This window comes from Acinetobacter towneri DSM 14962 = CIP 107472 (genome assembly GCF_000368785.1).
Lineage (GTDB): Bacteria > Pseudomonadota > Gammaproteobacteria > Pseudomonadales > Moraxellaceae > Acinetobacter > Acinetobacter towneri.
In genome coordinates, this window is the sequence record NZ_KB849690.1 from 751,881 (window position 1) to 763,985 (window position 12,105).

12 protein-coding genes are annotated in these 12,105 nt (G+C 38.3%); 8 read left to right on the forward strand and 4 right to left on the reverse strand.

Annotation, left to right across the window (positions count from 1 at the left end):
* Positions 1 to 2 precede the first annotated feature (2 nt).
* Together F947_RS14750 and F947_RS14645 are read left to right on the forward strand one after the other, a co-directional pair.
* Positions 3 to 173 carry a hypothetical protein gene (locus tag F947_RS14750; RefSeq protein ID WP_004975491.1) on the forward strand — a complete coding sequence of 57 codons (171 nt, stop codon included), beginning with the start codon at positions 3 to 5 and terminating at the stop codon, positions 171 to 173.
* 169 nt (positions 174 to 342) lie between these two features.
* Positions 343 to 510: a hypothetical protein gene (locus F947_RS14645; RefSeq protein ID WP_004975492.1), complete on the forward strand. Its 168-nt coding sequence runs from the start codon at positions 343 to 345 to the stop codon at positions 508 to 510.
* A 183-nt stretch (positions 511 to 693) separates the two neighbouring features.
* Here the strand turns inward: F947_RS14645 and F947_RS10810 are convergent, their stop codons facing one another.
* Positions 694 to 1,896 carry a BaiN/RdsA family NAD(P)/FAD-dependent oxidoreductase gene (locus F947_RS10810; protein ID WP_004975494.1) on the reverse strand — a complete coding sequence of 401 codons (1,203 nt, stop codon included), beginning with the start codon at positions 1,894 to 1,896 and terminating at the stop codon, positions 694 to 696.
* Between the two features lie 618 nt (positions 1,897 to 2,514).
* Complete coding sequence (locus F947_RS10815) at positions 2,515 to 3,387, reverse strand: 1-aminocyclopropane-1-carboxylate deaminase/D-cysteine desulfhydrase (RefSeq protein WP_026438340.1); 873 nt, start codon at positions 3,385 to 3,387, stop codon at positions 2,515 to 2,517.
* A gap of 392 nt (positions 3,388 to 3,779) precedes the next feature.
* Between F947_RS10815 and F947_RS10820 the strand changes: the two genes are divergently transcribed.
* A complete protein-coding gene (locus F947_RS10820; RefSeq protein WP_026438341.1) occupies positions 3,780 to 4,403 on the forward strand; it encodes a LysE family translocator in 624 nt (207 codons plus the stop codon).
* 63 nt (positions 4,404 to 4,466) lie between these two features.
* On the opposite strand, the gene F947_RS10825 is transcribed toward F947_RS10820, so the two are convergent.
* Positions 4,467 to 5,432: an MBL fold metallo-hydrolase gene (locus F947_RS10825; protein WP_004975500.1), complete on the reverse strand. Its 966-nt coding sequence runs from the start codon at positions 5,430 to 5,432 to the stop codon at positions 4,467 to 4,469.
* A 101-nt stretch (positions 5,433 to 5,533) separates the two neighbouring features.
* Here F947_RS10825 and F947_RS10830 point away from each other — a divergent pair, with 101 nt between their 5' ends.
* Both F947_RS10830 and F947_RS10835 read left to right on the forward strand, forming a co-directional pair.
* The gene (locus tag F947_RS10830; RefSeq protein ID WP_225555704.1) at positions 5,534 to 6,355 is read left to right on the forward strand and encodes a hypothetical protein; all 822 of its coding nucleotides are present in this window, start codon (positions 5,534 to 5,536) and stop codon (positions 6,353 to 6,355) included.
* On the forward strand, positions 6,355 to 6,780 hold the full coding sequence (locus tag F947_RS10835; RefSeq protein WP_004975502.1) for a hypothetical protein: 426 nt from the start codon (positions 6,355 to 6,357) through the stop codon (positions 6,778 to 6,780). The genes F947_RS10830 and F947_RS10835 overlap by 1 nt, the downstream gene beginning before the upstream one ends.
* 47 nt (positions 6,781 to 6,827) lie before the next feature.
* Here F947_RS10835 and metG read toward each other — a convergent pair whose 3' ends face one another.
* Positions 6,828 to 8,885 carry a methionine--tRNA ligase gene (gene metG / locus F947_RS10840; RefSeq protein ID WP_004975504.1) on the reverse strand — a complete coding sequence of 686 codons (2,058 nt, stop codon included), beginning with the start codon at positions 8,883 to 8,885 and terminating at the stop codon, positions 6,828 to 6,830.
* 278 nt (positions 8,886 to 9,163) lie between these two features.
* Here metG and apbC point away from each other — a divergent pair, with 278 nt between their 5' ends.
* The 3 genes from apbC (at position 9,164) to dcd (ending at position 12,087) form a co-directional block, all read left to right on the forward strand.
* On the forward strand, positions 9,164 to 10,417 hold the full coding sequence (gene apbC / locus F947_RS10845; RefSeq protein WP_004975505.1) for an iron-sulfur cluster carrier protein ApbC: 1,254 nt from the start codon (positions 9,164 to 9,166) through the stop codon (positions 10,415 to 10,417).
* 372 nt (positions 10,418 to 10,789) lie between these two features.
* Complete coding sequence (locus F947_RS10850) at positions 10,790 to 11,383, forward strand: LysE family translocator (protein ID WP_004975506.1); 594 nt, start codon at positions 10,790 to 10,792, stop codon at positions 11,381 to 11,383.
* A 134-nt stretch (positions 11,384 to 11,517) separates the two neighbouring features.
* The gene (dcd, locus tag F947_RS10855; protein WP_004975507.1) at positions 11,518 to 12,087 is read left to right on the forward strand and encodes a dCTP deaminase; all 570 of its coding nucleotides are present in this window, start codon (positions 11,518 to 11,520) and stop codon (positions 12,085 to 12,087) included.
* Positions 12,088 to 12,105: the final 18 nt, after the last annotated feature.

The window sequence follows — 12,105 nt, forward strand, 5'->3', positions numbered from 1 at the left end:
TAATGTCCAAATCAGCACCCGATAAGTTTTTTGCCCCAATCGTGATTGCTGGCATCACCATCGGCTTTTTTGTTGCAGCCTATAAATTTGTTTTTGCCAAGCCAGAAGCCACCGCAAAACCAACTGAAAATGTTGAGAAAAATCATCCAAAAGAGGATAGACCAAGCTCTTAAATTATGTTAAAAATTAATCAACTTTGGCAGGAATGAGCCAAAGACTGATTTGGATAAATCAGATTAATCGCTTGGAAAGCTTGATGAGGGTTTAAGGGAAAAATAAAAAACTTGGGTTTTAACCAAGCTGAAATATTTGAGTCTTAAAATTCGCGCAAGGATGACAATAATGAGAGAAATCAATATGCTAAACAAATTACGTATCAGTTTAAAAGTTCAAGTGGCAAATTCGTTACCTATGCATCAACAAAATGCTGTGCTTAAAATGCAGCAAACTGAGTCACGTTTGGCAAATACGCCAAAATTGGTATTATTTCGTACCGATTATTTAGAATAAAATAATAGGATTCACGTATTGCTAAGTCTTTATAGTACGTGACGGTGTTAAAGAAAAAGCCAGTTTAGAAAAAACTGGCTTTTGTCATTTTGCAATTTGATCGGCAAGATCAATATTATTCTGTTTAGACTAGAATCATTTTTATCACATTCATTTGTTTGCATGTTTCATCTAAAAGCAAACTTAAACATACTCCGATGCTGCATGTGCAGATGACCACGCCCATTGGAAATTATAGCCGCCCAAATGTCCCGTTACATCTAAAACTTCCCCAACAAAATACAAGCCTTTTTGTTTTTTACTTTCCATAGTTTTAGAGGAAACTTCTTGGGTATCGACTCCGCCTAAAGTGACTTCGGCAGTACGATAACCTTCTGTGCCTGATGGTTTGACTTCAAAGGCATTTAAACGTGCTGCAATCTGTTCTAGCTTTTCATCACTGATATTGCCAATTGCCGTTTCAGAGAGTGCAGGCCAAATCAGTTGCTGTAATTCAGCCACTACACTTTTTGGCAGATGCTCGCTGAGTAAGGTGCGCAGTAAAACTTTAGGACTGCTTTGCTTTTTATTTTTAAAAAAGTCATAGAGTTCTAAGTAAGGTAAAAAGTTAATTTTAAAACTTTGTCCGACATCCCAATAATTAGAAAGCTGTAAGGCACTCGGCCCACTCAAACCGCGATGGGTGAATAGCAATGCTTCGGTAAAACTAGTCAATGAATTTGATAAAGTCGCATCCACCGCATTACCGCTTAAACGTGTAGTGACTTCTTTAAAGCTGTCTGAGAAGGTAAAAGGCACTAAACCTGCACGGGTCGGGTAAACACGATGACCAAATTGTTTGGCAATTTCATAGCCAATTCCAGAGCCACCTAAAGTTGGAATAGATAAACCACCTGTTGCTACGACCACTGCGCTTGCGAGGTAATAACCCAAAGTCGTTGCAATTTGGAAACCTTGATCATCTAGGGCATTCACAGCTTTGACTTCACAATTGGTTTGAATATCGACCAGATTGGTTTTTTCACATTCGGCCAAGAGCATGGCTAAAATTTCTTTAGCGCCGTTTAAAGTGAATAATTGTCCGTGTTTACGTTCTTCATATTCAATGCCGTATTCGCAGACTAAACCAATAAAATCCCAGTTGGTATAACGGGTGAGTGCAGATATGACAAAATGCGGATTATGTGAAATATAATGGTTTGGTTCGACTTCTAAGTTGGTGAAATTACATTTACCACCACCAGACATCAGAATTTTTTTGCCCACTTTATTGGCTTTTTCTAGCACCAATACTTTACGACCACGTTGTGCTGCCATGTAAGCAGTCATCAGCCCCGATGCACCCGCACCTAATACCAAAACATCATATTGATTTGCAGTTGCCATGTTGCACCGAGAGAAATGAGAAAGCGCATTATTATAGACTCTATCGTTTGTCGTTGCCGCTTTTTTGCAATTGAATTGTGGTTGAGATGTTTATCTTTTTTAATAAAACATGAGGAATTTAACATCAAATAGACCATCGTTGTGTTGCACTCAGTTCGTGTGTGTTGCATTAACCTATCTGTTAAGACTTGTCCTACAATATAATTTTAAAATGAATAAGCCTACAATTAAACTTTATCGTACCACCCATTTGTCTTCATATAACTGAGCGCATCAATCGAGGAAATATTGCCATTTGGTTGGATCCAGAACTAGGCATTAGTCTGCACAATCAAAAGGCAAAAGCGACGAAAACAAACAAACTTCGACGCAGCCATCAAATACTTTCTAATTAAATCCTTGAAGTTGGGTTGAAACTAAGATGCATTGCATCAAATGATCAGGAGATAAACTCAGCGCAAGTCGCTTTAATTGTCAAGTCAATGAAATGTTCGTACCTGTAGCAGTCCTCAACAGATTTACGCTATTAGGTCGAACACTTACCCAAGTTACGTCTTAAATTTGGCTGAATTCGGGGCGCTTTGCCTTTCAAATCTTTGTGCAAAAAAGCCTGTTGAATTAGGCAGGTGCAATATGCCTGCCTTGTAAACCACCACTATGAATGAGCAAAATATGTTCGCCTGTATTAAATTCGCCACGTTGTATCATGTGACTTAATCCAAACAACATTTTGCCTGTATAAATTTGCTCGAGTGGAATTGCATGTTCTTTTTCAAACGCTCGAATAAAGGCTAATAATTCAGGCGTGGTTTTGGCATAGCCACCACAGCAAAATTCTTCTGTAATTTGCCAATTTTTTTTGCTGGTAAGTTGTTGCACTTCCTGCGTTAAAAAATCTCCCTTTAATGCAGAAAAACCCAAAATTTGTTGATTTGGATGACTTGCTTCAATCAAGCCTGTAATTGTGCCACCTGTACCAACGGCACAACAAATCAGATTAAACTGATGTAAATCATCGGCATTTAAAATTTCCTGACACCCCTGAATTGCAAATGCGTTAGTGCCGCCCTCAGGTAAAATATAGGCATCGGGATATTCATGCTGTAAAAACTGTAAGAATTCGGGATGGTTTTTCTGTCGATACATTTCACGTGAAACGAATCGAAATTGCATCCCCATTTTATGGGCTAAAGCCAAAGTTGAGTTATAAGGGCGTTCTGCCAACTCTTCACCACGGATGATTGCTGTGCTTTTCCAACCAAACAGCTGAGCGGCAAAAGCGGTTGCAGCAATATGATTTGAATATGCGCCACCAAAAGTCAGAACGTGTTGATAACCCTGTGCTTGCGCAGCTAAAAAATTATATTTTAGTTTGTAAAACTTATTGCCCGAAATATAGGGATGAACTAAATCGAGGCGCTTTATCCATAGCTCACGACCATAAAAATCAATACGTTGTAAAGGAACTTCTTGGGCGATGTTATTGAACATACAGATCAGCAATAAGATTAAACACATAATTATAAATGGCACGGTACCAAACACAATGAAGTTACATTCTGAATGAATGCTATGCTCGAACGATATATTTAAGAATAGGAGAAAAAACATCTCATTCTTTTCTCATCAATGGTGTTCTGTAATGTTTGGTGTGATTTTGGATCTTTCTGGATGTGATGCCGTAAGTGTGCAAAAAAGCAAAATTAAAAAAATGGAATCCCGCGGCATCATTATGGTGAGCATGCCTATAATATGAACTTGATTATCAATTTCTTAGAGCATCTAGTAGGAAAAAGGGCAATAAATAATTTGATCAAATAGTACAACCATGCAGTAAAAATTGTAAAATAATAGAATCGATTTTGTTGTGTCGGGTGTTGGTTTTGGAATCCTTGCTTATATTAGGTTCAATTGCGGCAGCATTAATGCTAGGTGCAATGAGTCCTGGGCCTACCTTTATTTATGTGGCAAAAAATTCCATAGCCATTTCACGTAAGCATGGTTTATTTACGGCTTTAGGCACGGGTACGGGTGCCGCAATTTTTGGTTTATTGGCGGTAATCGGGTTGCAGGCTATTTTATTGGCAGTGCCTTCAGCATATTTTCTGCTTAAAATTTGTGGTGGTTTATATTTGTTGTTTTTGGCTTATAAAATTGTGAAGCATGCCAAAGCGCCTATTCAAACCAATCTTGCTGATGGGCAGCAAATGTCGCTTCGTCGTGCGTTTACCACAGGTTTAATTACGCAGTTATCTAACCCTAAAATTGCAATTGTCTTGGCGAGTATTTTTACGGCTTTGTTGCCTAAAGAAATACCGAACTATTTTTATGTGGTACTGCCAATTCTGTGTTTTTTTATTGATGCAGGTTGGTGTTCATTGGTTGCAGTGGCTTTGTCTGCAGAAAAACCGCGTCAGGCTTATATTAAGTTTAAGGCTATTTTTGACCGTGCAGCAGGGGCAGTGATGACAGTGCTTGGGTTAAAGCTGATTTTTGGGATGAAGTGACTAATATATGTAGAGTGCCTTCATTCAAACCTTCTCCTAAAGGGAGAAGGTTTTATGGAATCATTAATCTTTAAAATGAATAGGCATCCATTGATAGCTCTTTCCATCCTGAGAATAAATATGACCGATCCCTGGGAACGGTAAATGTGGAGCGGCAATGGTTTGTCCATTTTTAGCGAAATTAGCAAATTGCTTTAAACGTGTTTGAACCGCTTTTTTCGGGTCTATGTCGTATTCAATTGCCGTTTCAGGTTTATCAAATTGCACAGTATGTGAATGTACGATATCTCCAATAAACACCACGTTTTCACCTTTGGTTTTTAGTGCATAACTAAAATGTCCCGGTGTATGTCCCGCCGTGTTAATGACTTTAAAGCCCTGAATGTCATCTCCGAGTTTATACGTTTTAAAACCTTGCTTGGTTTGGTAAGGCGCAATCGCTTGTTTAATTTTCTCAACCGTGCCTGAGTAATTGGCTTGTTTATCTTTTGGTAATTTTGCCGCTTGTTTGGGATCTAGCCAATATTTTGCTTCATCATCAGATACATAGACTATCGCATTAGGGAAATTGGCAACGCCATCTTTACTGATTCCACAGACATGATCGGGATGTAGATGTGTGAGTAGAATGGTATCGACTTGTTCAGGTTGATAGCCTGATGCTTTTAGGTTCGTTAAAACTGAACCTAAATGAGCACCAAAACAACTCGCTGCACCGCTATCCACTAATACTAGAGATTTTCCTGTATTAACGAGGAAGGCATTGACTGAGGTTTGTACGCCTTTCTCTTGATCTGCATAGTATTTCTTTAAAATCTCGTGAACTTGTTGTTGTGGAATGTCTTTAAACAAGCTTGGTGACATAAAGTTTGTACCATCGAACAGGGCTGTAATTTGTACATCACCAGCTTGATATTGGTAATAGCCTGAAACTTGTTTTTGCTGGGGAATGGTTGATTCGGCGGCATGGGTGGTGATGGTTGCTGAGTTAAGGGTGAGAGCTATTAAGATGGAATATAAATGCTTCATTAGTGATCCTTTGCTTAAGTATCTGGTTTTATTAAGGGAATTACAAATATTTTGAAAATATGCTAGCTTATCTATCATTGTAAAATATCAGCATTTCATAAATGGATTCAAATAACTTTTCTAAAAGAGAATGGCTTCTAGTAATACTTCTTATTATGATCGTACAATTTATTGTGCAATGTATTGCTTTTCTTTATGCTGGTAGCGGATCAGCTCTGAATTATATTTCAATTTCAGGGACTATCGTTTCGATTGTTTTAGCACTCTTGGCGATTATTTATTCTTATTTCCAATCTGCCTCTCAAGTTAATACAAGTGCATCGTTAAATACACAAATAGAAAAATTAATTTCAATTGTTGATAAAGTAAAAGAATCGAAAAATGATTTTTCAGATGAGTTGAAAAACTTAGAAAATATTCGTGAAAAAATTGAATCAAGTATTAGTATTCAGTTAAGTTCACATTCAAAAGTAGCTGAAATATCAGAAACATTAGATAATTTCTTAGAAAACAATATTACTCATTATTCGAGCAACAGTGAAACCGATAAATTTCCACGTTTAGTTTCCGAGGGTAGTACTCTAGTACATTTAGTTTTACTTGTATTACATAAATCCATAAAGGATGGAATTGCATTTAAAAAAATATTCCCAGAAATATGTATTCCTTTAATAGACGAGCTCGATAAAAAATTAGAAGAACAAAAGATCAGTGAGGATTTTTACCAAGGTGGAATATTAGCGATTTTAAATTTATTTGTTGCATTAGGGATGGTTGAGGTGGAAGATGAATCTTTAGTACCTGCTGTGACATCTCAGTTTGAAAAAGATCTCGAAGAATTCTACGATTTTATCAAGTCTAGAGAAGAAGATTTTTATAAAATTATTGTTAATAGTCTAAGTTTGAGTAATGGTGATGAGTAATGGCGCTGATTAAATCATATCTAATAGATAATATAGAATCGTCATTAAAATGCGATTTAAATATTAAAAAAGAAAATGATTTACCAATGGGACTGAAATTGAGATATATGGTTTTTAAAACTTTTATAGATGATAAACCAATTTTCTGTTGTATGTCGGGTGGTAGGTTCATAGATGGACAGCCTCATTTAACACCTGTAGGTGAGGCGGCTTTATTGGCATTATGTAATATTACATCATCAAGCAAAGATGTAATTATATTTCAAGAAGTTAAACTAGGAAAAACTCCTTTAAAAATTAAAGTAAAGAAGTCTTTAAAAAAAGTACCTCGCAATAGTGTAATTTGTTTTGTAGGTGACATGACTAATGAGCTCGATGGCGTTTTAATGCCTATTCTAAATGTGAAAGGAATGATATCCTTATAAAATAAAAAAAGCCTCTACTTTTTAGAGGCTTTTCATATCCTAAAGTATTAAGACACTTTATCACCCGGTTTTGCGCCAGATTCAGGTGAAATCACCCAAACACCTTCGCCATTACCCGCAGCAAGTACCATACCGTTAGAAATACCAAAACGCATTTTACGAGGTGCAAGGTTAGCCACCATCACCACCAATTTGCCTTTTAAATCTTCTGGTTGATAAAATTCACGAATACCACTAAACACATTACGTGGCTCAGCTTCACCTACATTTAAAGTTAATTGAAGCAGTTTGTCTGAACCTTCAACGGTTGCAGCCTCTAAAACTTCTGCAACACGTAAATCAATTTTGACAAAGTCATCAATGGTGATAATTTCCGCTTCACCGACTTTAGGTTCTGCTTTTTTCTCTTTGGCTTTTTCTTTTTTCTTTTCCGTTTTTGGTGCTTCAGCAGGTGCGGCTAAAGAATCTTTAGATGCATCTACCATTGCAGCTACCGCTTTCGGATCAACACGTTGCATGAGTGGTTGGAACAACGCAATTTCATGACCGACTAAAACAGTTTTACGTGATTCAAAGTTAAAGCTATCTAACTGTAAGAAGGCTTGAACTTGTTCAGCCAAGGTTGGCAGTACAGGCGCAAGATAAATCGCCAATTGACGGAATAGGTTAATCCCTACAGAACATACGTCATGAACTTGCTGTTCTTCGCCTTCAATTTTGGCTAAAGCCCAAGGCTTTTTCTCATCAATATATTGGTTGGCGCGGTCAGCAAGCGCCATAATTTCACGAATTGCCGCAGAGAATTCACGCTCTTCGTATGCTTTGGCAATCGAGTCACCTGCAGCAATAAAGCTTTGTACTAACTCAGGTTCAGCGCAGTTTGCACTTAATTTGTTATCAAATTTAGTGTTGATGAATTTGGCACAACGACTGGCAATATTCACCACTTTACCCACAAGATCAGAGTTTACTTTCTGCACAAAATCATCCAGATTTAAGTCAGAGTCTTCAACTTTGTCAGACAGTTTTGAGGCAAAGTAATAGCGTAAATATTCAGGGTTTAAATGCTGCAAATATGTTTCTGCTTTAATAAATGTGCCGCGAGATTTCGACATTTTTTGACCATTTACAGTCAAGAAGCCATTTACAAATAAACCTGTAGGTGTGCGATAACCCGCACCATCTAACATCGCAGGCCAGAATAAAGCGTGGAAATAGACGATGTCTTTACCAATGAAGTGATAGACTTCTTTGTCTGAATCTTTTTTCCAATAATCGTCAAAATTCAGGTCGGGGCGTTTGGTTTTTACGTAGTTTTCAAAACTCGACATATAACCAATTGGCGCATCAACCCAGACATAAAAATATTTATTTGGTGCATCTGGAATTTCAAAACCAAAATATGGTGCATCACGTGAAATATCCCAGTCATTCAAGCCATTTTCAAACCATTCATCTAATTTGTTGGCAATTGAAACTGGCAAACGACCTTCATCGCGTGTCCATTTTTGTAAGTATTCACCAAAATTAGGCAATTTAAAGAAGTAATGATCTGATGATTTTTCTACAGGCGTCGCACCGCTCAAAGTCGATTTTGGATTAATCAGCTCAGTCGCGTTATAGGTTGTACCGCAAACTTCGCAAGAATCGCCATATTGATCTTCCGCTTTACATTTTGGGCAAGTGCCTTTAATAAAACGATCTGATAAGAACATGCCTTTTTCAGGGTCAAATAATTGCGTGACGGGACGAACAGCAATATTGCCTGCATCACGGTTTTTGACATAAATTTCGCTGGCACGTGCGCGGTTGGTGTCGCTATGCGTTGAATCATAATGATCAAAATGCACGCCAAAACCGTCAAAATCGCGAATGTGTTCTTGTTGCACATTGGCAATTTGCTGTTCAGGGCTAATCCCGTTGGCTTCGGCACGCAGCATGATTGCTGTACCATGCGCATCATCCGCACAGACATAAGTCACGTCATGTCCCATTGCACGCATGGCGCGAACCCAGATATCTGCCTGGATATAACCGAGTAAGTGACCCATATGGATCGGACCATTGGCGTATGGTAGGGCGTTAGTGACTAAAATTTGACGCACGGATATAACTCTCTCAAATAGGGACGATGCAATTCGGGCAATTTTACCTTAGATAGCACATAGATGCACAAGGGATTCCAGGAATTCTTTTCAAATCCGCTTAGAAGGCTAAATACAATATCGAAACAAGCTCTTGGTCTGCATTTGAAGATAAATCATGTCAAAAACCAAGCAATATACTCAGAATTAAGTATTTCAGTGATAGCACGACTTAACCTTATACTGAATTATCGTTACACTATCAAAATCGCGGTATTTCCAAACTTTGGAGTAAATCTATGTCTTGGCTTTCTTCACTTAAATCAGTTTTTTCACCTTCGCATACGGTGAATGAGGAAGCTATTCAGCACGTGCTACAAAGTTATATATTGCCTGAATCTGAACATGCTTTAAAAGATCGTATTTCTCAAGTGAATGTGCAAGGTGATATTCTGCAAATCACCATCAATACTTATCCTGAAGAAAAACAACATTTACAACAAATTCATGATGAACTGGCAGATGCTTTAGAAAAATGCGGCATTAAAGAACTGAATATGCATGTGATTCAGCAGAAATCTGGACAGAAAAAAGAAAGTTGTGGGCATCAACATGCTGAAGATGAAAGCTGCGCAACATCGACCACACAGACTGCAACATCTCATTTACCACCGGTGGTCGATGCTGCGGGCCAAAGTTCAATGCAAGAAGCCGATCCGAATAATCCACCGATTCAAAAAGCTGCGCCACACCAACGTGATGTGCCGAAACATCCGCGTATTCAAAACGTAATTTTGGTATCTTCAGGCAAAGGCGGGGTTGGAAAATCTACCACTACAGTAAATTTGGCTTTAGCTTTGCAAAAGCTCGGCTTAAAAGTTGGCGTATTGGATGCCGATATTTATGGTCCAAGTATTCCGACCATGCTCGGCAATGCAGGCAGAACCCCAATGATTGAAGCCGAGCAGTTTGTACCGTTGGATGCTTTTGGGATGCCTGTGTTATCCATCGGACATTTAACAGGTGACCACAATACACCTGTAGCGTGGCGTGGACCAAAAGCCACAGGTGCATTAATGCAGCTCTTTAATCAAACCTTATGGCCAGATTTAGATGTGTTGATGATTGATATGCCACCAGGAACGGGGGATATTCAACTGACCCTTGCACAGCGTATTCCTGTAACGGGAGCGGTGATTGTGACTACACCACAAAATGTTGCCTTAATGGATGCTGTGAAAGGCATCGAGCTGTTTAATCGTGTGCAAATTCCTGTGATGGGCGTAATTGAGAATATGTCGACCCATATCTGCTCAAACTGCGGCTACGAAGAACAAATTTTTGGTCAAGGTGGTGGCGATAAACTGGCAGAACAATATGACATTCCGTTGCTTGGACGTTTACCATTGAATGTCAGTATTCGTGAAAATGTGGATGCAGGCACGCCGTCAGTGATTGCAGGCGATGATGCTGCCGATAGTTACATTGCGATTGCCAAGCAAATTGCAAAAAAACTGCCTAAAGCTGAAAAAGATCAGAATCGTATTTTCTAGTGAGGGATCTCAGCTTGGAATGATCGCGGTTTTCGTCATTCAGTTGTTGTTCTTCAAATTTTGAGTGATTCATCTTTAAAAGCTAAGTCACAATATTTTGAAAATTTGGCTCACTTCGGTGAGCTATTTTTTTGATTAAAAAACACACAAGTATATGATTTAAAGGTGTTTAATTTTCAAATACCTTAAAAATGTTAAGAAAAAATGACTTATAAGTTACCATTCGATTAAAAAATATTTCTTAAATAAGTGGTTGAATAAAAATAATAAATCTAAAATGTAAGACTGATTAAGAATTTGTCTTACAAAATACTTTTTGCCAATTGCAATGAACTATTTTAATCTGCGCTCATTCAGTAGTGAGGTCAATGCATGATTTCATGGTTTTTTATCGGTTTGGTGATCACAATTTTATTGACACCAGGGCCAACCAATACCTTGCTTGCATCATCGGGTATTCAGGTTGGTATCCGCAAATCTTTCCGATTAATTCCAGCAGAAGCATTGGGTTATTTGATCTCTATTACACTTTGGGGTGCCTTAATTGGTACGGTGTCTACCCATCTCCCATTATTGCCCACCATTCTAAAATTATTCAGTGCAGGCTATATTATTTTCTTGGCGATTAAATTATGGCGCACGGCTAAAGTCGAGCAAAGCTTTAATCAACCTACGATCCGTGCGAGTGAGCTATTTTTAGCGACTTTATTGAATCCTAAAGCTTTGTTGTTTGCCTCTGCAATTTTCCCAACGATTGCATGGGTAAAAGCAGACTATTATGTGGCACACATGCTGGCATTTTTATGTTTAATCGTGCCGATTGCTTTTTTTTGGACATTTATTGGTTCGGTGCTCGCTAAAAATAAAATTAGCTGGCTCAATCAGTGCAATCTACAAAAAACAGCTTCTATTGTGTTGCTGAGCTTTTCAATTCCTTTAAGTTATTCGGCTTTGTTGAGTCTATAAAGCCAAAGTTGTGTCCACCACAAATAATCATTGCACTTAAAAAAGCGGTGCGAGGGAAACGGCTGGTTTTCATTAACTTAGATTTCAGTTAAAGTACAGCACAGTTAAACATTCATATTTTGGATAGAAAATAAATGGCAATTAAGTCTGATCGTTGGATTCGCGAAATGAGCGAAAAACACGGCATGATTGAACCGTATGCAGAAAACCAAGTTCGCTTTGACGAAAATGGCGAAAAACTCATTTCTTATGGTGTTTCTAGCTATGGTTATGACGTACGTTGTGCACGTGAATTTAAAGTCTTTACCAATGTTCACTCAGCAATTGTCGATCCAAAAAACTTTGATGAAAAAAGTTTTATCGATATTGAATCAGATGTGTGCATCATTCCGCCAAACTCGTTTGCATTGGCGCGTACCGTTGAATATTTCCGTATTCCGCGCAATGTATTGACAGTGTGTTTAGGTAAATCGACCTATGCACGTTGCGGTATTATTGTGAATGTGACGCCACTGGAACCAGAGTGGGAAGGTCATGTAACTTTAGAGTTTTCCAATACCACGAACTTACCTGCACGTATTTATGCAGGCGAAGGTGTGGCACAAATGTTGTTCTTTGAATCAGATGAAGTTTGTGAAACCTCGTACAAAGACCGTGGTGGTAAATATCAAGGGCAGACAGGCGTGACCTTGCCTAAAGCATAAGTGATTAACCCATCACAA